The organism is Anisomitus miae (SeqCode) (assembly GCF_054906395.1).
The window spans coordinates 26538-50061 of record NZ_JBRACL010000001.1 but is presented as its reverse complement, the minus strand read 5'-3'; the positions used below and the strand labels follow the sequence as shown (position 1 = coordinate 50061).

Genomic DNA, 23524 nt, shown 5'->3' with positions numbered 1-23524 from the left:
CGAATATTAAAAAATATAATAAAGAGGATAAATTAATTAAAAATACTGTTTAAAGTATAATTAGAATCATTTTTATATTTTTATCTATGAAGTCGTATTTTTTTAAAATTTTTTTGAGTTCCATCAAACATTATAAACATACTTACAATAAAACTACTCTCGTAACTAATAAAAGCTAACGTTACACCAATTAAAGGCAACAAATTTAAAATTAATTCCTCCAAGTGTCAAAAATATTTTGCTAAAATCAATAAAACTGACTCCAAATAATAGCGAATGCTCTTTAAATTTATAAAATGAATATACTACAATCATAAAAACTCTAAATTTAAATATACAATGTAGTGATACATTAATAACTTCAAATTACTGAACTATTGATGTAAATATATAATCTATATGATTAATTTAGGTACAAATTCTAAGTCCTCTCTATAAAAATTTTTCCCAACTCCTAGGAAAAAAGTTGAAGAATTTTACAAGATTTAACACATGTATCTAATTTATGATTTAACCAATACATAACTATAATCATCACATATTAAAACTTTAAATATTGAAAACTCAAAAATATATATTAATATTTTGAAATCTCCGTACAGTACATAAATATAAGTATGTTAACTATAACCTACTGTACCTAAGTCACTCTGTAAAAAACAGAAATGTTATCAAAAAAAACAAATATAATCATATATTTATTTTTGGTATTTCAAATATTGATATAGAATATAGGACCGAAAATTTTTTATAAATTCAGATAGCTGAAATGTAATTTCAGCTAATGATATATCACTTTAAAATCCATTTACATAGCTTCCAATTAAAAAGACAAAATTATAAAAACTAAATAGTGTAGTCAAATATACTTAATGAGTATCATTATAAAAATAAATATATGAGCATCATAAATAATAATTTATTATCTATAAATCTTGTCACTAAAAATATGTTTAATAAATAATGCAAATAAACTTTGATTCCAATTCTAAGACCATATTAATTTAATTTATCAAATTTATATAAATATTTCCTTAAATATTTACCAGTATAAGATTTATCCACCAAACAAATTTCTTCAGGTGTTCCTAAGGCTACCACATTCCCTCCATCAACACCTCCTTCAGGACCCAAATCTATTATATAATCTGCATTTTTTATGACATCCAAATTATGTTCAATCACAATCACTGTGTTCCCACTGTCAACTAGAATTTTAAATATATCGATCAATTTACTGACATCATAAACATGAAGACCTGTTGTAGGCTCATCTAATACATATAAGGTTCTCCCAGTTCCCTTTTTACATAACTCATTAGCTAATTTAACACGTTGTGCCTCTCCTCCTGACAAGGTTGTAGAACTTTGTCCAAGTCTTATATAAGATAACCCTACATCTTCTAATTTCTGTATTCTGTTATGTATTCTAGGTATACTCTTAAAAAATTCTAATGCATCAGATACAGTCATATTAAGCACATCAGATATATTCTTACCCTTATACCTAACTTCTAAAATCTCTTTATTATATCTAGTACCCTTACAAACTTCACAAGTAATATATATATCAGATAAAAACTGCATTTCTATTTTTATCACTCCATCACCTTGACAAAATTCACACCTACCTCCCTTAACATTAAAGCTAAATCTACCAGGCTTATATCCTCTAATCTTTGAATCATTTGTATTTGAAAATAATTCTCTAATAATATCAAAAACACCTATATACGTTGCAGGATTTGACCTTGGAGTTCTTCCTATCGGGGATTGATCTATATCAATAATTTTATCTATATTTTCAATACCCTCTATTCTTTTAAATTCATTCGATTTCACTTTACTCAAAGATATATGCTCATTTAATCCTTTATACAGTATTTCATTTACAAAAGTGCTTTTACCTGATCCTGAAACACCTGTAACCAAAGTTAAAGTTCCCAACGGTATTTTAACTGATATATTTTTCAGGTTATTTTTTTCAGCACCAATTATTTTTATATAATTTCCATTACCTAACCTTCTTTCTTTTGGAACTTTTATTACACTTTCGCCTCTTAAATAAGAACCCGTAACGGAATCTTTACATTTCAAAATTCCATTATAATCACCTTGGTACACTATATTTCCACCATGTTCACCAGCATATTTACCTACATCTACTATAAAATCAGCCTCTCTTATAGTATCTTCATCGTGTTCAACAACAACTACAGTATTGCCAATGTCTCTAAGATTTTTAAGTGTTTCAATCAACATATCATTATCCCTTTGATGTAGACCTATACTAGGTTCATCCAAAACATACAATACTCCAACAAGACTTGAACCTATTTGAGTAGCCAATCTTATACGCTGAGATTCTCCACCTGATAAAGTTGATGCAGTCCTAGCCAAATTGAGATATGATAATCCGACACCGTTTAAAAATAATAGCCTCTTGGTAATTTCATTCAATATCGGCTTTGCAATAATAAAATCTTTATCACTTAATTTTAAATTATCGAAAAATTTAAGGGAATCACTAACACTCATACAAGTAAGCTCATAAATATTAATTCCTCCAAATTTAACTGATAGAATCTCAGGTCTAAGTCTAGCACCTTTACAACTTTGACAAAACTTGTTAATCATATATTTTTCAATATCTCGCTTTATGTAATCAGAACTGCTTTCATTATATCGCTTCTTAAGATTATTAACTAATCCTTCAAATTTATGTTTATATGTATTTTCTATATCTTCACGAATATACTTCACAAAAATATAATCTTCAATACCAAATAATATTTTCTCCTTTGTATCTTCATCTATATCCTTAAACGGCGTCTCTAAAGAAAATGATAATTTTTCACTCAATGCCTTAAATACACTTAAATTCCAACTCCCCTCCCTAAAAGAATTTTCTCCAAATATCTTTATTGCACCATTTAAAATAGAAAGTTCATCATTTTCGATAATTAACTTGGAATCTATCTCAAATTTTACACCCATCCCATCACAATCATTGCACTTTCCAAATGGTGCGTTGAATGAAAAACTTCTAGGCTCAATCTGATCCACACTAACTTGACAATCTACACAAGAAAATTTTTCGGAAAATAGCATCTCTTCCTTACCTATAACATCTACTAAAACAATCCCATCTGAAAATCTTAAACTAGTTTCCACAGACTCAAATATTCTACTCCTATAAGATGCCTTAATAGAAATTCTATCTACTACTATATCTATAAAATGTTTTTTATTTTTATCAATATGTATATCATCACTCGATAAGTCATAAACCTTACTATCAATACGAACTCTCATAAACCCCTGTTTTCTTATGTTTTCTATTAACTTTTCATGCTTTCCCCTCTTATTTCTAATAATCGGACAAAGTATCTGTATTTTTACACCTTCACCAATATCTAAAATGCTATCTACAATTTGATCTATCGTTTGACGTCTAATCTCTCTGCCACATTTATAACAGTGTAAAATACCTACTCTCGAATATAGCAATCTTAAATAATCATATATCTCAGTCACCGTACCAACTGTAGATCTTGGATTTTTCGATTTTGTTTTTTGATCTATAGCTATAGCCGGAGATAACCCAGTTATATTATCAACATCGGGTTTATTCATTTGACCTAAAAACTGTCTTGCATATGTAGATAAAGATTCAACATATCTTCTCTGCCCCTCAGCATACAACGTATCAAAAGCAAGAGAAGTTTTCCCAGATCCTGAAACACCTGTGAATACGATAAGTTTATTTCTGGGAAATTTAACATTGCAATTTTTTAAATTATTGACTCTAGCTCCTTTTATTTCAATATAATCCATAAAAAATCACCTTAAAATCAAAATATAGATTCCCTTATTTCTTTTATAGTATCTCTTATTCTCATAGCATTTTCAAAATCTAAATTTTTAGCATACTCTTTCATGTCTTTTTCCAATTTTTTAATTAAACTAACCTTATCTTTGAAATCCTCCGGAATTTCTACTTTAAATTTATCTTTTTTACCTTTACCGTCATATTTAGAAACCTTAGTAGCTTGTATAACATCCCTTATTCCCTTAACTATAGTTTTAGGTATAATATTATTTTTACTATTATACTCAATCTGAATATCACGTCTTCTCCTTGTTTCATCTATAGTTATTTTCATTGACTTCGTAATAATATCACCATACATTATAACTTTACTCTCTGAATTTCTAGCGGCACGTCCAACAGTTTGTATTAAGCTACTTTCAGATCTTAAAAAACCCTCTTTATCTGCATCTAATATGGCAACTAAAGTAACTTCTGGAATGTCTAATCCTTCCCTGAGTAAATTTATTCCTACTAAAACATCCACCTCTCCAATTCTTAAATTTCTTATAATTTCCATTCTATCAATTGTTTTTATATCTGAGTGCATATATGCAGTCTTAATATTAAGATTCATCAAATATTCGGTTAAGTGCTCAGCCATTTTTTTTGTGAGTGTAGTAATCAAAACTCTATTTCCTTTATCAATCACCTTAATAATTTCAGAATATAAATCATCAATTTGATTTTTAGTAGGTCTAACCTCAATTATTGGATCTAAAAGTCCCGTAGGTCGTATTATTTGTTCAGCTAAAACTTGCTGTTTATCTAATTCGTATTTAGATGGTGTGGCCGAAACAAAAACCACTTGATTGATTTTTGTTTCAAATTCCTCAAATTTAAGAGGTCTATTATCGTAAGCACATGGTAACCTAAATCCATGCTTAACTAAAGAATCTTTCCTAGATTTATCTCCTGCGTACATAGCTTTAACTTGAGGTATAGTAACATGAGATTCATCTATAAATAGAAGATAGTCCTCAGGAAAATAATCAAACAAAGTATAAGGCATACTACCTGCAGTTCTACCATCCATAATTCTCGAATAATTTTCAATACCATTGCAATATCCCATTTCTCTCAGCATTTCTATATCATAATTCGTTCTCTCCCTAATTCTCTGAGATTCTAATAATTTTCCATTCTTTTCAAAATATTTGATTCTCTCATTCAGTTCATATTCTATTTCATTTATAGCAATCTCTATTTTCTCTCTTGATGTAGCAAAATGCGACGCAGGATAAATTGATACATGGGAAATTTCTGAAAAATTTTTACCTGTAAGAATATCGAACTCAGTTATTTTATCAATCTCATCACCAAAGAACTGAATTCTCAATCCTACACTAAAAGTAGAAGCGGGGATAATATCTAAAACATCCCCCTTAACTCTAAATGTACCTCTTGAAAAATCTATCTCATTCCTTTCATATTGTATCTCAATAAGTTTTTTTATAACATCATCTCTATCCTTAATCATACCAACTCTCAAATTAAGTACAAGGTTTTTATACTCATTAGGATCACCAAGTCCATAAATACAAGAAACAGAAGCTACAACTATTGTATCTCTCCTTTCTACTAATGATGCTGTGGCTGAATGCCTCAATTTATCTATTTCTTGGTTTATAGAGGCATCTTTTTCAATGAAAGTATCAGTATGAGGTACATAAGCCTCAGGTTGATAATAGTCATAGTAAGATACAAAATACTCAACTGCATTATATGGAAAAAATTGGCGGAATTCAGAGCATAATTGAGCAGCTAAAATTTTATTATGAGCAAGAATTATGGAAGGTCTCTGAAGTTTTTGTATAATATTTGCCATAGTAAAAGTTTTACCAGAACCGGTAACTCCAAGAAGTGTCTGATATTTATTTCCATTATTTATAGAATCAACTAGTATATCTATGGCTTTCGGTTGATCACCCATAGGTACAAAATCAGAATTAATTTGAAACTCCAATGTTTATTTCATCCTCCATTCATGAAAAATTTACACATAAATACCTCTTAAACACTTTAATCTCATTAACCAAAATATATAAAATAAACTCATTAATACCTTACTTACTATAATTAAAATAAACTGGTAATTTCTACCCTTAATTCCTCTGTATAATTTTATATCAAAAATCATATAACTAAAAAATTATGTACTCCACATCTTCTTCAAAACCAGTCTTTTAAATTTAAAATGTTCTTATAAAAAAATCCATCTAACTTAGTTATAATTTCATGAAATATGACTATAAATATGAATTGTAAACTACAAAATATAAAATTAAGATTCAAGATGCACGTAATGAGTATTATCAATCCATATAAAAAGATAATTCCTCCAGAAAAATTTTTGAAACATGTAAAGTTTCTTAAATAAAATTCCTTTCTTCTATAAAATATCAAAAATATAAATACAAAGCCATCTAAAAAAATTGGTAAATATAAATCCAAATTCCCAAATTTATAATCATCATATAAAAACAAATTTATATCATTTAAAATTACGTACATACCTTCAAATAAATGTAAAATTCCAATTAGAAATATTGTGATTTTAAATTCAATATGATAACCAAAAACAAGACCTAAGATATAATAAATAAACCCACTATAAGTTATGCACATAAATCTAAACTTTAAAAAATACATAACCAAACTAATGATCCATATAAAAATAAAGAGATTAAAATCAGAAAATGATATTCCAAATAGGATTCTAAAATAGTAAAAAATAATATTAAATATACTTATACAAAATACTCGATTTAATATTAAAAAAAGAGAGCTCCTCTGCCCTCTGTATTTAAAAAAGTTTCTAAAATTTAAAATAAACGCACACAAACAAACGAAAATCAACTTCCATGTACCTTTTCTTTTATGATTTCTAGCGCCTTTTGATACTGAGGATCTAAATTACTTAGAACTTCTACATCACCATTGGCAATCTCCCTATTTTTAATATATTCCTCTTGGGAATACTTAACTTCAATATCCGGATTAATACCTACCTCATTTATATAATCTCCATTTGGAGTATAGTACTTTGAAACAGTTACCTTTAGACCACTTCCATCCCCAATATCAAAAACACTTTGGACAAGCCCTTTGCCAAAAGTCTTCTCTCCAACAAAAATTGACCTGTCATTATCCCTTAGGGCTCCCACCAAAACTTCAGACGCACTGGCACTACTCGAATCTGCCATAACAACTATTGTAGTATCTTCAGCATTTCCCCTCTTAGCTTTAAAAACTTCGGCAGTACCATATTTATCCTCGGTCGAAAGAATAGTCAACCCTTCTTCCAAGAACTCAGAAGCAATATCTATACACTCATTTAAAAGCCCCCCAGGATTACCTCTTAAATCTATTATTAATCCTTCAGACTTTAAATTCTCAACTGCTTCCCTAACACCTTCAGAAGAATTTTCATCAAAGGAATTTATCTTTATATAACCAATTTTTTCATCTACGTTCCTATATTCCACAGGAATCATAATTATTTTTTCTCTTATAACACTCACATTTATTTCTTCATTTTTTCTAAGTAAAGTTATATCAATACTTGTAAATTCTTCCCCTCTTATACGGTCAATAGCAATATCTATATCACTAACCTTCTCCCCCCCTACGCTAACTATAACATCTCCCGGATGTATACCAGATTTATACGCAGGAGAATCGTCAAATACAGAGACAACAGCTATAGAATTATTTCTATAAGCTACCTGTATACCAATACCAACATACTCACCTTTACTACTTACATTGAACTCCTCAAACTCTTTTTCACTCATATATACAGTATAAGGATCACCTAAAGAGCTAACCATACCCTTTATAGCTTCATCAGTTAAACCATTCTCATCAACTTCTCCGTTATATACTTCCTTAAGTATGTTTTTAATTAAAGAAACTTTCCTACTATCGTTAATACTACTAGATAACGAGCTTATACCACTAGAACCAAAGACAAAATTCATTCCAAACAGATACGAAACAACATTTGTTAAAACAAACACAATCAAGATGAGTATACCAATCAATACATACCTTCTATTTTGACTTGACACATTATCGGATAACTTAATCGAAGCATCGCTTTTATCGTAAAGATCACTGCTATTGTTGTCATTAATATTCATACTTTCCTCCAAAAAATAATTGACGGTTAAATGTATTCTTCCATTTAGTAACCATAAATATTCAACCCAAAAACTCTAAACCTTCAAAAACTTTCTTAAAGAAACTAAACTCCCAACTATTCCTACCAAGATACCTATTGGTAAAAAATGAACCATTAATTTGACTAAAATAGAATTAGGAGAGATTAAATATGAAAATAAATTCTTATCAACCAAGAAATTATACATTGAAAAATATGCATAGTAAACTATCACTATTGAAAAAATTGATCCAACAGCTCCTAAAATTACACCTTCTATCACAAAAGGCCACCTTATAAACCAATCAGTAGCACCAACAAACTTCATTATGTAAATCTCTTTTCTCCTAGAATAAATCGTAAGCTTTATAGTATTTATTATCAAAAATAAAGATACAACAATTAGTATAAAAGAAAGTACAATCCAAGCCGCCCTTATAAATGAAGATATTTTAGTAACCTCTCTTACCAAAACTTTATCACTTCCTATATCGTCAATGCCATCAAAATCTCGTAGCTCTTCCTCTATCTTATAAGAAACCATAGGATTATTTATTTTAACAACATAAGAACTAGGAAGGGGATTATTAGTTTCATTATAACCTTCTATCAACCAGGCATAGTCGTTAAGTTGTTGTTTGAAATTATTTATTGCATCACTCTTACTCTCATAATATACATCACTCACTCCGTCCACGGATTCTATAGCCTGTTTAATCAACTCTTGCTGTTCCAAAGTTATTGAATCCTTTAAATAAACCTTAAGTTGAAGTTTAGATTCCACATCATTGACATTCGTAATTATAACATTCATGAGAATTAGAAAAATCCCATAGATGGTAAGAGTAACTATAATATTAGCTACTGTAGCTATACCTATAGTCTTATTTCTAAACAAACTCTTTATAGCATCAAAAGTAAATCCTCTAAAACTAGAAATCCTCATTATTCGTACTTACCTCTCTTTTCATCTCTCAGTAACATTCCTCTTTCGATAGCAATAACTCTCCTTTTCATCCTATCTACAATATCCTTTGCATGAGTTGCCATCAAAACCGTAGTCCCTCCTCTATTTATATCTTGAAGTAAAGCCATTATCTCAAGAGCAGTATCTGGATCTAAATTTCCAGTAGGTTCATCTGCTATTAATATTGAAGGGTTGTTAACCATAGCCCTCGCAAGAGAAACTCTTTGCTGCTCCCCTCCAGATAGCTCATGTGGAAATACTTTGTACTTATCTGAAAGCCCGACTAAACTCAAAACAACAGGTACTCTCTTTCTAATTTCCTTTTCATCCGCTTCTACGACCCTCATTGCAAATGATACATTTTCGTAAACATTTAAATTCGAAATTAACTTAAAATCCTGAAAAACCATTCCAATACTTCTTCTATGATAAGGTATCTCTCTTCTTTTTATAAGACTTAAATCTTTATTATTTATAATAACTCTACCACTTGTAGGTTTTATTTCTTTTAAAATCATTTTTATAAAAGTTGACTTTCCTGCACCACTTGAACCCACTAAAAAAACAAATTCACCTTGCTCAATAGACAAACTTACATCAATTAAAGCTTTCACATTTTTTTCGTATGTTTTTGAAACCTTTATAAAATCAATCATACTGATATTTCTCCCATTTTCGCATAATGTAGATTAATTATATCATTAATAATTTTATATTTCACTTTATTTTAATACATGTGTACATAAAAATACAATTTGTACTTTTGATATTTCTATTTTATAATTATAATTCTAGAGAAATAATCTTTTTTAGGAAGAGCCTTAAGATATGAACATTAGAAAAGTAATTGAGTTGAGTTTTTTGAGTTCAATAATGACAATTTTCAGTTTCATAAAATTCCCCGGATTAATACCAGGCACAGAGTTTCAAGTTTCAGCTCCGGTTGCGATTTGCATATGTGTTATTTTCGGTTTTAAGAAATACATTTTAGCCGGAATCATTTCGAGTTTTTTAACATTACTTATTGGAACTCATAATACGATAAATATTTTAAATTCATTCATATTTAGAATTGTTGCTGGTGGAATAATTCACTTTTCAAGTAAAGACATATTTTCCATATCAATTGCAGGACCGGTGGGTTCCATTGCATCGAGATTCTTGATTTCAATTTTGCTAAACGCAAATTTCATATCTATTTTAATACCTTCAATACCTGGTATTATATACACTTTCATGACTGCTTATCCCATTACAAGATTATTTAAAAAAATAATTAGAAAAAGGTGGTTTTAAGAGTATATGGATTTATTCTCAGTTAAAATGAGGGCATCATCACCCGTAGATCATAAGCTTGGAGGAAATCATATATCAGGCGGAGAACTCATAACAAATAAGGAAATGCTCAAGCATGAAACTTTAGGTTTGGTAGATAGAGCTCTGAATCATAGTAGAGGACAAGCTGACTTTATTAATATCTCAATACAGAAAATACTCAATCCAGATGAAATAAAATATGTAACCCCTCTTCCCATTACGACCATAGACAAAAATGATAATCCTATGTATCCAAATCTAATTTTAAAAAGTCTTGGATTCTCCGAAGACAAAATTTCAAAATCCCTAACTACTCTTTTAAAATTAAAAAACCTGAGGGGAGCTTTGTTAATTTCTATTGATGATTTTGAGGAATTTCATTCAAAAATAGTTAGATGTACAAATATGGACTATGCCATTGAAATCAAACAAGATTTAAAAAGTTTCCTACAGAAAAATAATTTCTTAGGTAAATATTTAAAAGATGCTTTATGCATAAGTAGTAAAATATGCAAAAATGAAAATGTACTTTGTGAAATTTGTATATCCGATGATAAAAATTACACAACAGGATATATTGCGAGTAAGGATCTTGGATACATAAGAATAAAAAACTTTAAGCCCAAAGATCACAAATATGGGGGACGAATAATTTTCATAAAAGATAAAAATAAGATAGACTCAACAATAGACTATCTTAAAAATTCTATTGTAATTATAAATTCAATTCCAGTAATTAGGAAAAATTTAAGGTGGTTAAATGTTTGATTTACATTATAAGCTCAAGGATATTGAAGATCGAAACCTTATGAGAAGATCTTATGAATTTTCTTCAGCACAAAAAACAACTATAAATTTAAACAATAAAAAATTTTTGCTGTTTTCATCAAATAATTATTTAGGGCTTTGTGCAAATGAAGATCTTAAAAGAGGATCTATAGAAACAATAAAAGAGTTTGGTATAGGGTCTGGTGGATCTAGATTAACGACGGGTACTACTTCACTTCATAGGTTATGTGAAAATGCAATTTCTCACTTTAAAGGTAAACAAGATAGCATACTTTATAGCTCAGGATTTTTGTGCAACCTAGGATCTATTTCTTCTTTATTCTACCAAGATTTTATAATTTTCTCTGATGAATTAAATCATTCGAGTATAATATGCGGCATTAAACTCACAAAATCGAAATGCGTCATATACAAGCACTCAGATATGTTTGATCTTGAAAAAAAACTAAAGGAGTATTCGAACCATCCTAAGAAAATAGTGATAACCGATGGAGTGTTTAGCATGGATGGAGATATATGTAATCTAAATGAATTAATGGAACTTTGCTATAAATTCAATTCTTATCTTTACATAGATGACGCACACTCAACTGGAATATTGGGAGAAAACGGTGCTGGAGTATGTGAGTATTTCAATATTCACGATGATAAAATTATACTTATGGGAACGGGGAGCAAGGCTTTAGGATGTGTAGGAGGCTTTATTTCTTCAACCTCTTCAGTCATAACCTATTTAAAAAATACCTCAAAAACATTTATGTTTTCTACATCTCAAACTCCCGAAAATGCTAATTCTCTCCTTAACTCTATTGAGAAATGTAAAAATTATAAAAATGAAAGAATGTATTTAAAAGATATTGGGATTTATTTAAGAAATTCTCTTAAAGATATCGGCTTTATTACAGTAGATGGTATAACCCCTATTGTCCCTATAATATTAAAGGATGAAAAAATATGTATGAAGTTTCAAGACGAGTTACTTAAAAGAAATATTTTCGTAACTCCAGTAAGACCACCATCAGTTCCTAAAAATAAAAGTCGAATTAGAATAACCTTATGTTGTGAACACACATATGAGGAAATAAATTATTTAATATACAACCTCAAAGAGATTTACTTAAAATATGAAACTAAACTTAAAGGAGATATTGTATGACAGAAAAAATAATTAAGTTGAAAAACGAGATACTTGAAGGATATAAAATAACATTTGATGAAGCAAAATATTTAATTGAGATCGATCACGTAAATGACTTAAACTCTATGAAACTTCTTACTAGTTCAGCCAACGAAATAAGGAAGTTTTTTTCCGGAAACAGCTTAGACTTATGCACCATTATGAATGTTAAAAATGGAAATTGTTCGGAAGATTGTAAATACTGTGCCCAATCTGCACACTACAAAACAAGTATAACTCCATATGAATTTTTAAAAGAAGATGAAATCATAAATAGAGCGAAAGATGTTGAAAAAAAAGGAGCACATAAATTTTCCATGGTCTCAAGTGGAAGAGGACCTGATGACAACGAAATAAACAAGATATGTTCTATATACAAAAGACTTGAAAAGGAAACAAACATTTCTTTATGTGGTTCTTTTGGGATACTCAAAGAAGGACAAGCAGAAAAACTAAAAGAATGTGGCGTAAAAATGTATCATCATAATTTAGAATCTTCTAGAGAATTTTACAAAAATTTATGTACAACTCATACATTTGAAGATAGAATAAACACAATTAAATTAGTTAAAAACGCTGGACTCAAAGTTTGTAGTGGTGGAATTTTAGGTATGGGAGAAACTCAAACGGACAGAATAAATTTAGCATTTGAACTTAGGGATTTGGATGTAGATTCTGTTCCTATAAATATTTTAACAAAAGTTCCAGGTACTCCTTTTGAAAATAACGAACCTGTACATAAAATGGAAGTTATAAAAACAATTGCTGTATTCAGATTCATACTTCCGAAAGCTCAGATTAGATATGCAGGTGGTCGTATGCAACTTGAGGAGCTTCAAGAGCTTGGATTAAAATCTGGCATCAATGCTATGTTAACTGGTGATTTCTTGACAACCACAGGAAGCGATATTAAAAGTGACAAAATTTTAGCTAAAAGATTGGAGTTTTCTATATAATGATGAAGAGGTTCTTCGTCACTGGAATAAACACAGATGTTGGTAAGACTTTTGTAAGCTCAATATTATTTAATTGTCTGGGGGAAAATAGTTGTTATTATAAACCCATTCAAACAGGATGTGAACATAACGGAAAAGATTTATTTATTCCAGATTTAGAATTTATAAAAAATAATTCACACTATAAAGCTAACAATAATTTTATTTGTTCGTATTCATTAATCCTACCTCTATCTCCTCACATATCTTCGAAAGAGATGGGAGTAAAAATAGATATAAATAAACTCAAAAATGATTATAAAAATATTAAAAACGAATTTAAAAATATAGTGGTAGAAGGAGCTGGGGGAATCTTCACCCCCATCAACGAAAATGGTTATTTCATCATTGATTTAATAAAAGATTTTGATTTAAAAACAATAATTGTTACAAATTCAAAGATAGGAACAATAAATCAAACCATTATGACGGCTTCCTTACTAAAGCAATATAAAATAGAAGTATCTGGAATTGTATTTAATAAATTCAAGGAAACCTATTACACAAATGAAACCATAAACTTTATAAAAAATTATACAAAAATAAACAATATTCTAACCATTCCATATGCAGAAGAGTCATTAGATATAGATGCAAAAAATATATTAACGTTTATTGAAAATGTATAGGAGGACTTAAGTTGCACCCACTTCAAAAAAAGGATTTAGAAAATATTTGGCATCCATGTTCCCAAATGAAAGATTATGAAGATTTTCCACCCATTATAATAGAACGTGGTGATGGAATTTATTTATATGATATATATGAAAAACCTTATATAGACGCTGTATCATCTTGGTGGGTTAATATTTTTGGACACAATAACAAGCGTATAAATAGTGCTCTAAAAAGACAGATTGATTTACTTGAACACGTTATATTTTCAAATTTCTCCCATAAACCAGCGATAGAACTTTCAGAAAAAATATTAGAAGTTTGTCCAAAAGGACTATCAAAAATTTTCTTTGGTGATAATGGATCTTCCGCTGTTGAAATTTCTCTTAAAATTAGTTTTCAATATCATAAACAAGTAGGATTTAAAAATAAAACAAAGTTCGTATCTCTCAAAGATGGATACCATGGAGAAACTCTGGGAGCACTTTCTGTTTCGAAAAACCCTCTATACTCCAAAACCTATGATAAGATACTACTAAATACTATAGAAGTACCCTCTCCAGACTGTTTCAGATGTCCTTACTCTAAAAACAGGGATAACTGCGATACGGAATGTTTCACACACATGGAAAACACCATTAAAAATAACCATGAATATATAACAGCTATAATTATAGAACCCATGGTTCAATGTGCATCTGGTATGAAAATCTATCCAAAAGAATATTTAAGGAAATTAAGGGAAATAACACGTTTATATGATATAAATTTAATTGCAGATGAGATTGCTGTTGGATTTGGAAGGACTGGAAAATTTTTTGGTGTAAACCACGCAAATATTACTCCTGACATAATGTGCGTATCAAAAGGATTAACTGGCGGATATCTTCCTCTATCGCTAGCTATTACAACAAATAAAATATACAATGCCTTTTATGACGATTATGAAAAATTAAAATCCTTCTTACATTCACACAGTTACTCAGGCAACCCTTTAGCTTGTTCAGCAGCAGTAGAAACATTAAATATATTCAAAGATGAAAACATCATAGAACTCCTTGAAACCAAATCAAAATACTTAATAAATTCTATAAAAAAATCATTTGAACCTCTAAAATATGTTGGTGAAGTACGATCTATTGGTATGATATCTGCCATTGAACTGGTAAAAGATAAAAAAACAAAGAATCCATTTAGTTTTAAAGATAGGATTGGATACAAAATCTACAAAATAGCTCTAGAAAATTCTCTTATATTAAGACCTCTTGGAAATGTACTATACTTTATGCCACCTTACATAATTACAAACAATGAAATTGATGAGATGGTTAATAGAGCTCTTTTCTCATATAATAAATTTTTCAAATAAAAATGGAAGTAAATATTTACTTCCATTTTTATTTGAATAAGGAACTTATTGAATAAATAATATCTAACACAAATGAAAACCCACTTCTCCTAGCTGATATATCAACTATTACAAGTTCTACAAGCTCCTTAAGATCTTTATCACTCCTAAAAAACTCTAAAGAATCATCTCCATAAACCCATTTCAAATCGAATTTATAATCATCATACTCGTCTCTCACAATCTCATTATCATACAAAATACTATCAAAAAACCTTTTCCATCTATCGTAATATAAATTACCAACTAATTGGTAAAAATCTGAGTTACCATAATCTCTAAGACCATCATCCTCAGATACAAGTTTATCATACCAAGTAGTTAAAATCATTTTTTTATTATAAATCAAAGTATCCTTAAAATAATCATCATAATGAGACTCGTAAATATTCTCGAGAAATTTATTCAAATCCTTTCTATCATTATGGGAAAGTATATTCGCTTGAAGATTTATTAAATATAAAAATTTATCTCTAAGAACTCTAATTTCGTCTAAATTTTCAGAAGCTTTAAGTTCACCATAATAATCATTTGCCAGATTTGAAATAACTTGACTAGCTATCTCAACTAAATCATTTATATAATTTTTGTTATGTTTAAAATCATCATACACATATAAATACTGTTCAAGGGCACTTTCTAAAATACTAGAATCATAATCTTTATGTATACTCCCCCACTTGGAAGAACTAGTTATATCAAAAGAAGGTCTAGCATTTATCACAGATTCAGATGCGCCTTCATGATAAATATCCTTGGGTGCATTATAAACCGTATTCACCATCGCATGAAATCCTTTAACTAATCTCTCATTATAAGCACCATATCTATTAATAACATACCTTTTTACAAATTCATTTATGTCCAACTTATCCTCAAATATAAGCTCAGTTACAAGCTCATCTATAAAATCATTATACCCTATAGCTTCCGATGTTTGCCCTATACCAACTAAAAATTCAGCTTTATCTTTTGCCTCATAAAACTGATCAATTGTGTGAATTCCATGACCATATAATCCACTTCTACCTCCAAAATTATTGAGAACCCCAAAAATCCAAAAAGAGTTATTAAATTCTTTTTCAGTCCAACTCATACCATTAAACTTAGCCTGACCTTTCCATTTAGTATTAAGTTGAGAATGTAAATCTAGTATCAATATACTACTTTTATCTAAACTCTCTATGACCTCAGAAGACGGACTATGACTCCATGACTGCATTACCCATATAGAATCATCTCCAGTATTCTTTTTTAAGACATTCAATACTTTATTTGAAACATACTCTACATCATAACTATAAAGATTATATCCCTCGTGAAACATATCTCCTGCAAAATATTTGCTCCTACCTAGCAACTCCTTCTGCTTTTCATAAAATAACTCAGCCAATACCTCATAACCTTCATCTTTAAAACTAAGCCTATCAGGTCCCTTTATCTTGCTCCAGTATCCACCTTGTAAAATTTCAAATTTGAAGTCTTCTTTAAATGGAATATATCCCAAATAAGCTTGATGTACAGGTTCTATTCCAAATTCCTTCATTCTATTTTGTATATCTATAGAAAGCCTAGCTCTATCTTCAAACCATTCAGGAGTAATATCCCCTCCTATTCTACTTATGTTCCCCATAAACATCCAAGGTAAATATATTGGAGACGTAAGATATGTAACAATTTCTGAAAAACTGAATCCTAACTCACTTAAAAACCTTCTTACCACCTCTTCATGACCTACTAAATTTAACGCCATATTAAACCCATTGAGTGCCATCCAATCTATTTCTCTCTCCCAATCATCAAAATCCCAGTAAGCCATTGTATAACCATAAGACACATAATTATAATTAAATCTGTATTGTATATCTATCTTTTTTTCTACAATATTATTTATTTCTGGCAACGGAAAAGAAACATTTAATCTTGAATCCCCAAATCTACTAAATGTTTGATTTAAATAATGCTCAAAATAATAATTGAGAGCAACAGCAACTGAATTTACATTATCACCTGCAATAGTTATTCTACCGTTGTTACTATAAAGTCTAAAATAATTCTTATCAAACTTATTTGGTAAAATAACAATATCAAAAAACTCAATATACTCCTCGCCTAAAGTCCTAGAAATTAAACCCTCAAGTGACTCAATATAACTCTTATTATTCTCATCAAAAATTACGTTATCAATTACAGGATCCTCCTTCTGTATTTCGACGTTCTTTATCCTATTTCCATACCTATCATAAAAAATAACTTCCTTTATGTGAACAAAATTGTCACTACCACTAGAAATGATAAATATCCTTATAAACTCATCTTCTATACTAACATTTACAATTTCCTCAGTATAATTAAATATACACTTAGCAAATTCAACATTATTATATCTATATCCATCATTACTTGAATATATCTTGTACTCATAGTCATTACTAGTACTATCAAAAATAAATTTAATATTTTCTACATTTTTACCGGATTCTAACCTAAACTCCAAATAATTACCAAAATCTCCTATTGTAAAAAAAGTATCCACATCGTTATCAATTAAATTATTTATATCATAATCAAAACTATGTATATAATCGGTACCAATTAGTTGTTTTCCATTAGGAAAAATTAAAATAAAGTTTAAACATATCAATACTACCAGTACCACTCTAATAATCATCATAAACATTTACTCCAAAAAAGATCAATGGCATACAAAAATGCCATTAATACACCCATAATAAAATTGATAACTATACAAGTCCCAAACTAATAAATAATGCCCTATCAACTTTTTTCATATCACTCCTTGTCATATGACCTATTTTCTCTTTAAGCCTCTTTTTATCTAAGGTTCTAACTTGTTCGAGTAAAACTACAGAATCCTTATTTAACCCATACTCTTCTGATGATATTTCTACATGAGTGGGTAATTTAGCTTTGTTAATCTGTGATGTTATCGCCCCAACTATCACAGTTGGACTATACTTATTCCCAACATCATTCTGAATTATTATGACGGGCCTTATTCCTCCTTGCTCCGATCCTATAACAGGACTTAAATCAGCATAGAATATGTCCCCTCTTCTTACTACCATCGTAGTCATTTAAACTATCACTCTCCGAAAGCCTTCTCTCATACTTAACTAACTCTTCGAAAACTGAGAAAAATCCAAATTCAGATAATTCCATGTTTATTTCTCCCATCGCCTTATACTCTTTTCCAATCGTTTCCCAATTTTTTCTTTTTATAAACATTAGTATGATATCTTTACAACTTGTGCTACCTTTTCGTATCAACTTTACATTAACAACTTCAGACTTGGAGAAAGGCTTCAAAAAAGAACCTATTGATCTATTCACTTCGGAAGTACCCCCATAACTATAATCAAACTTATAATTTAATTACGTACTTCCTAAATTATATAACAATTTATACAGATTTACAACTTTATATAAAATATACCATATATACTTCTAGATCATGCAATCCCTTATACTTACAATATCATTATCACTTATATAAATCCTTGGAACCTTCCTCCTTATACCACAAAGGAACTCATAACAAATCGTTCCTCCCATGTTTGCTATGTCATTTGCATCTATCTTTTTACCATCATCTTCCCCCATTAATGTAACAACATCAAAAAGCTTTACATCCTTTATCTCTGTAACATCAACCATAAAATGATCCATACATATAATACCAATTATTTTACAATACTTACCCTTTATTATGACCTTACCGATATTTGATAAATATCTTGGATACCCATGACCATACCCAACATTTACAGTAGCAACGACCTTTTCTTTATCCACCTTATAAGATTTACCATAACCTATAAATTCTCCTTCTCTTACGTTTTTTATATGTACAATACTTGCCTTCAATTTCATAATAGGTTTAAAATCCAAATAACCATAATCAAAACTCCCACTATTACCATACCCGTATAGTGAAATCCCAGGCCTGACACAATTTGCTATATCAAATTTAAAATTCAAGATACCTGCACTATTGCATATGTGTATACAATTAATATTTAGTTTTAAATTGCCTAAACTATTACAAAATGATTCAAATACTTCGTATTGCCTAAATGTATAGTCGTCACTAATATCATCTGAATTTGATAAATGAGTATAAATTCCTTCAATTTTTAAAAAGGGATTTCTGAATATATTATTTACAATTTTATAATTTTCATCACTTGCAAATAATCCCACTCTTCCCATTCCCGTTTCAATTTTCAAATGAATTGTTAATATCTCATTTCTGATAGAAAGAGCTTCAGATAATAAAATAGCATACTCAAAACTAGCCACAGTTTGAATAAACCCATAATTTAAAAGTTCATCTAAATAATCTAAAGGTGTTATTCCCATGATCAAAATCGGAATATTGATTCCAGATTTTCTAAGCTCTAAAGCCTCACCAACATATCCAACAGCTAACATTTCAACGCCATTATTAATCAGACTTTTTGAAACTTCAACAGCTCCATGTCCATAAGCATCATCCTTAACTACTGCTATAATTTTTTTACTCATATCAATCGCTTTTATGATATTCAAATTATGTACCAAATTATCTAAATTTATTTCAGAATAAACGTTTCTATAAAACTTCACTTAACTTACTATCTCCAATCTTAATAATCAAATAATTTAGAATCAATGTCATTTAAAACATCAAAAGTAAGATACTCAATTAAAATTCTTTGACGACCCTTGTTATCAAATATTTCGAACTGTAGTGGTAGATAATTTTCTCCACTTAGATATAAGATAGCATAACTAATGTTTGAATTATTCGTTGGAAGATCAACTCTAGATCCAAAAACAACTTTCTCATCACTTGCAATTAATTGTATAAAATAATCAACTTCATCCATCGAGTAAATCAATTTTATGTATTCATTTAAAAAACAATATTTATATATTTCATCAAAATTCTCATCAACAAAGTACTCGATATTATTTCTTACATCATTAATATATATCTTATTATCTCTATAAAAATACTTTCTCTCATTTTCAAAATCTAGTCTATATCCATAATTTGAACTAGCATATTGCCTTAAAAAAATAATTTCACTATTTTTATCATTTAAAAAAGTAACCTTTATGTCAGATGTATAATTTTTTATACTCTTAACATAGTTAAATGCCTGCTCTGAACTCTCTATCTTGCTAGATTTGCATGAAACAACAAAAATCAAAAATACAATAACTACCAAAACAACTTTTTTCAAAATATATATTCCTCCTAGATTTATAAATCTCGATAATACATATTCTGATTATATTTTTTTATTACTTTACTATATTATTATCCTCTCTAAAATTACAAACGATACTACAGTATTTCTCTCATTAGATATAGTAATATGTACATTAAAATGTTTTTTAATGTACATCAATTCATTGTATAAATCAACATAGGGTTTACCTTGGTAATCTCTTAAAACCTCAATGTCACAAAATCTAAAATTATTTATTTTATTCGAAACTACCTTAAAAAAAGCTTCCTTTACACAAAGATTAGAAGCTACTTTTTTTATATAATTTTCCTTGTTTGTTTTTACTAAGTTAAACAATTTTATTTCATTTACTGTAAAATATTTGACTAGAAATTTTTTATAAGCCAAAAGCTTACAAACCCTATCTATATTTAAAATATCACACCCAATTCTATCTATCACCAAGAACACCCCAATAATTATACAACACTTTCTACAAACTTGATTTTTGAACTTAAATTAAACATTTCACCCATATTGTCTTCTAATACATCTATTAGATGTATTGGAGACACCAAATTTTCATGAAGAATTTCACAAATTTTCTTAACTAACTGTAAATTACAACTAATTATTTCAACTTTTTCACTCTCTATAGTTTGATCTCCATTTTTTTTAATTAAAATTTTATCTATTTCTATACCATAAACTATGTTTTTATTATCTGTATTAATATCCTCTATAATAACTTCACTTTCAATTATTTTGTAGTAATACTCTATTATTTCATCTAAGCTGTACTCCCTTGATTTCATCACTTCTATAACTTTCATAGCAATTACCTCTCAATAAAATAAATATAACATAAATGTGATTCTAACATAACAAATTTTTATAATTTGTCATTATTTCAGAAATTTCAATAAAAATATCTATATTAAAAACGACATTTATTTCAGTTAAATATTTTTTATATTCTTTTTTTTATTTAAATTTATATTTTTTATAAAATACAAATTTAAATAAATTTATATTTTATTTTAAATAATATTTTGACTAAAATATTATTTAAAATTTATAATATTACATATAATCTAAATTACATGTTAAGTTTTATTTTCTAAACTAGAAAGGATCTATTTATGAAAAGTTATAAAATACAAAAAAATCTAATATGGGTTGGTGCTCTTGACCCAAATCTTAGAACATTCGATATAATAATGAATACGCCATATGGTACCACCTATAACTCGTATATACTAACAGGTAACAAAAAAACCGTGTTGTTCGAAACTGTTAAAACTCAATTTTTCGATCAATATATAGAAAGACTTAAAAAATCAGGTATAGATCTAAACAGTATTGAATATTTAGTTGTGAGTCACACTGAACCAGATCACTCTGGGTCTGTTGATAAAATACTCGAAATGTGTCCTAACATAACCGTTGTCGCATCCCCTATAGCTGTAAAGTACTTAGAGAAAATAACTAACAAAAAGTTTAGATACATGGAAGTAGCTAATTCCTCTTCAGTATCATTAGGAGATATGACTCTTAAATTTATATCTACGCCTTTTCTTCATTGGCCAGACACAATTTACACTTATGTACCAGAAATTAAAACTCTTCTAACCTGCGATTCATTCGGCGCTCACTATTCGACAAATAATATTTTTGATGATTCTGTCGAAAATTATGATAATTACATGGATGCACTAAAATATTACTATGACTGTATTTTCAGTCCATTTAAATCCTACATGTTGGATGCCATAAATAAAATTAAGGATTTAGAAATAGAATATATATGCCCTGGACATGGACCTATTTTAAGAAGAGATATTGAAAAAGTCATATCACTATATAAGTCTTGGAGTACCCCATCAACAAAAAGCGAAAAACCTAAAGTAACGGTTTGTTATGTTTCAGCTTACGGTTATACTGCGAACTTAGCAAAAGAAATATCTAAAGGAATTTGTAAATATGGTGATATAGAACTTAAAATGTACGATGTTATAAACTTTGATAAATTAGAAATACTAAATGAGATATCAACATCAGACGGAATCTTATTTGGTACACCAACTATAAATTCAGACATGCTAGAACCTATTAGAGATCTCTTAACTCACTTAAATCCAATTGTCCACGGAGGTAAAGTCGCAGCAGTATTCGGTTCTTACGGATGGAGTGGTGAAGGAATACCAAATACTGAATCAAGACTTAAAGAGTTAAATATGAAACTTTTAAGCCCATCACTCAAAATTAATTTTAAACCATCAAAAGAAGAACTCGAACACTCACAAAATTTTGGATGTGCATTTAGAGAAAAGCTACTTGTAACTTTGAAAAAACTAGATAGGCAAAATGCTAAAATACTAGATCAATTTGAAAAATAAAATACCTGAAATTTATACTATGATAATAATAACCGGTATAGAATGCATATAATCTATACCGGTTATTATATATATTTGAAATATACAAAGAATTCTCCTAATGCTCCTGTTCATTAATCACTATAATAATTATTACTGAACTTTAATATCAGGTATTCTAAATTGATTACGTACAAATTTAAAGTCTTCTGCAACAACATCGCTTATATATTTTTTGTTACCATCTTTATCCACATATGATCCCATCCTAAGTCTCCCTCCTACACTTATTAAATCACCTTTGTGTAAGTGTTTAAATATTATATCTCCCTTTTTACCCCAGAAAGAAACAGGTATAAAATCAGCCTTCCTTTCTCCGTCAGGTTCCTTATAATCTCTGTTCACTGCAATAATTATTTTTGTCAATATTTTTTGAGAATCCTCAATAACTCTCTGTTCAGGATCCTTTACAAGTCTTCCAACTAACAATATTTTATTCAATCTTAAAATTCCTCCTAATTATAAATAAATCCTTCTACATGAATTATTTCTAATTATGAGCAATTTATACAATTTTTCACGGCTTTTTAGAATATTATTAT

General features: G+C 28.8%; 21 protein-coding genes. 7 read left to right on the top strand and 14 right to left on the bottom strand.

Going from position 1 to position 23524, the window contains the following annotated elements; all coding sequences use genetic code 11:
- Positions 1 to 999: 999 nt before the first annotated feature.
- The 6 genes from uvrA to ftsE form a co-directional block, all read right to left on the bottom strand.
- Positions 1000 to 3837, bottom strand: coding sequence for an excinuclease ABC subunit UvrA (gene uvrA, locus AALI31_RS00250; protein WP_489884520.1), 2838 nt, complete (start codon positions 3835 to 3837; stop codon positions 1000 to 1002).
- Between the two features lie 17 nt (positions 3838 to 3854).
- A complete protein-coding gene (gene uvrB, locus AALI31_RS00245) occupies positions 3855 to 5804 on the bottom strand; it encodes an excinuclease ABC subunit UvrB (RefSeq protein WP_489884555.1) in 1950 nt (649 codons plus the stop codon).
- 239 nt (positions 5805 to 6043) lie between these two features.
- Positions 6044 to 6523: a hypothetical protein gene (locus AALI31_RS00240; RefSeq protein ID WP_489884519.1), complete on the bottom strand. Its 480-nt coding sequence runs from the start codon at positions 6521 to 6523 to the stop codon at positions 6044 to 6046.
- A 203-nt stretch (positions 6524 to 6726) separates the two neighbouring features.
- A complete protein-coding gene (locus AALI31_RS00235; protein ID WP_489884518.1) occupies positions 6727 to 8016 on the bottom strand; it encodes a S41 family peptidase in 1290 nt (429 codons plus the stop codon).
- A 75-nt stretch (positions 8017 to 8091) separates the two neighbouring features.
- Positions 8092 to 8982, bottom strand: a complete 891-nt coding sequence (ftsX, locus tag AALI31_RS00230) for a permease-like cell division protein FtsX (protein ID WP_489884517.1) — start codon at positions 8980 to 8982, stop codon at positions 8092 to 8094.
- Positions 8982 to 9659 (bottom strand): cell division ATP-binding protein FtsE, encoded by a 678-nt coding sequence (ftsE, locus tag AALI31_RS00225; RefSeq protein ID WP_489884516.1) that lies wholly within the window; start codon positions 9657 to 9659, stop codon positions 8982 to 8984. Before ftsE ends, ftsX begins: the two co-directional genes overlap by 1 nt.
- Positions 9660 to 9831: 172 nt before the next feature.
- Between ftsE and AALI31_RS00220 the strand changes: the two genes are divergently transcribed.
- Genes AALI31_RS00220 through bioA form a run of 6 tightly spaced genes read left to right on the top strand, consistent with a single transcriptional unit; the run spans position 9832 to position 15265 of the window.
- Complete coding sequence (locus tag AALI31_RS00220) at positions 9832 to 10299, top strand: hypothetical protein (RefSeq protein ID WP_489884515.1); 468 nt, start codon at positions 9832 to 9834, stop codon at positions 10297 to 10299.
- Between the two features lie 6 nt (positions 10300 to 10305).
- Positions 10306 to 11088, top strand: coding sequence for a 6-carboxyhexanoate--CoA ligase (locus AALI31_RS00215; RefSeq protein ID WP_489884514.1), 783 nt, complete (start codon positions 10306 to 10308; stop codon positions 11086 to 11088).
- Positions 11081 to 12265 (top strand): aminotransferase class I/II-fold pyridoxal phosphate-dependent enzyme, encoded by a 1185-nt coding sequence (locus tag AALI31_RS00210; protein WP_489884513.1) that lies wholly within the window; start codon positions 11081 to 11083, stop codon positions 12263 to 12265. Before AALI31_RS00215 ends, AALI31_RS00210 begins: the two co-directional genes overlap by 8 nt.
- Complete coding sequence (gene bioB / locus AALI31_RS00205; RefSeq protein WP_489884512.1) at positions 12262 to 13242, top strand: biotin synthase BioB; 981 nt, start codon at positions 12262 to 12264, stop codon at positions 13240 to 13242. Before AALI31_RS00210 ends, bioB begins: the two co-directional genes overlap by 4 nt.
- Positions 13242 to 13910 (top strand): dethiobiotin synthase, encoded by a 669-nt coding sequence (gene bioD / locus AALI31_RS00200; protein ID WP_489884511.1) that lies wholly within the window; start codon positions 13242 to 13244, stop codon positions 13908 to 13910. Before bioB ends, bioD begins: the two co-directional genes overlap by 1 nt.
- Before the next feature lie 11 nt (positions 13911 to 13921).
- Positions 13922 to 15265 carry an adenosylmethionine--8-amino-7-oxononanoate transaminase gene (bioA, locus tag AALI31_RS00195; RefSeq protein WP_489884510.1) on the top strand — a complete coding sequence of 448 codons (1344 nt, stop codon included), beginning with the start codon at positions 13922 to 13924 and terminating at the stop codon, positions 15263 to 15265.
- 28 nt (positions 15266 to 15293) lie between these two features.
- Here bioA and AALI31_RS00190 read toward each other — a convergent pair whose 3' ends face one another.
- The 7 genes from AALI31_RS00190 to AALI31_RS00160 form a co-directional block, all read right to left on the bottom strand.
- Positions 15294 to 17978 (bottom strand): alpha-N-acetylglucosaminidase TIM-barrel domain-containing protein, encoded by a 2685-nt coding sequence (locus tag AALI31_RS00190; protein ID WP_489884509.1) that lies wholly within the window; start codon positions 17976 to 17978, stop codon positions 15294 to 15296.
- Positions 17979 to 18048: 70 nt separating this feature from the next.
- The gene (locus tag AALI31_RS00185; RefSeq protein ID WP_489884508.1) at positions 18049 to 18402 is read right to left on the bottom strand and encodes a type II toxin-antitoxin system PemK/MazF family toxin; all 354 of its coding nucleotides are present in this window, start codon (positions 18400 to 18402) and stop codon (positions 18049 to 18051) included.
- Complete coding sequence (locus AALI31_RS00180) at positions 18359 to 18658, bottom strand: transcriptional regulator (protein ID WP_489884507.1); 300 nt, start codon at positions 18656 to 18658, stop codon at positions 18359 to 18361. The genes AALI31_RS00185 and AALI31_RS00180 overlap by 44 nt, the downstream gene beginning before the upstream one ends.
- A gap of 114 nt (positions 18659 to 18772) precedes the next feature.
- Positions 18773 to 19933 (bottom strand): alanine racemase, encoded by a 1161-nt coding sequence (alr, locus tag AALI31_RS00175; RefSeq protein ID WP_489884506.1) that lies wholly within the window; start codon positions 19931 to 19933, stop codon positions 18773 to 18775.
- A gap of 20 nt (positions 19934 to 19953) precedes the next feature.
- Entirely contained in the window at positions 19954 to 20556 is a 603-nt protein-coding gene (locus AALI31_RS00170; protein WP_489884505.1) for a germination lipoprotein GerS-related protein, read from the bottom strand.
- A 69-nt stretch (positions 20557 to 20625) separates the two neighbouring features.
- Positions 20626 to 21006 carry a holo-ACP synthase gene (locus AALI31_RS00165; RefSeq protein WP_489884504.1) on the bottom strand — a complete coding sequence of 127 codons (381 nt, stop codon included), beginning with the start codon at positions 21004 to 21006 and terminating at the stop codon, positions 20626 to 20628.
- Positions 21007 to 21023: 17 nt separating this feature from the next.
- On the bottom strand, positions 21024 to 21377 hold the full coding sequence (locus AALI31_RS00160) for a DUF6514 family protein (RefSeq protein ID WP_489884503.1): 354 nt from the start codon (positions 21375 to 21377) through the stop codon (positions 21024 to 21026).
- 309 nt (positions 21378 to 21686) lie between these two features.
- On the opposite strand from AALI31_RS00160, the gene AALI31_RS00155 reads away from it, so the two are divergent.
- Positions 21687 to 22943, top strand: a complete 1257-nt coding sequence (locus AALI31_RS00155) for an FprA family A-type flavoprotein (RefSeq protein WP_489884502.1) — start codon at positions 21687 to 21689, stop codon at positions 22941 to 22943.
- A 132-nt stretch (positions 22944 to 23075) separates the two neighbouring features.
- Here the strand turns inward: AALI31_RS00155 and AALI31_RS00150 are convergent, their stop codons facing one another.
- Entirely contained in the window at positions 23076 to 23423 is a 348-nt protein-coding gene (locus AALI31_RS00150; RefSeq protein WP_489884501.1) for a single-stranded DNA-binding protein, read from the bottom strand.
- Between the last annotated feature and the right edge of the window lie 101 nt (positions 23424 to 23524).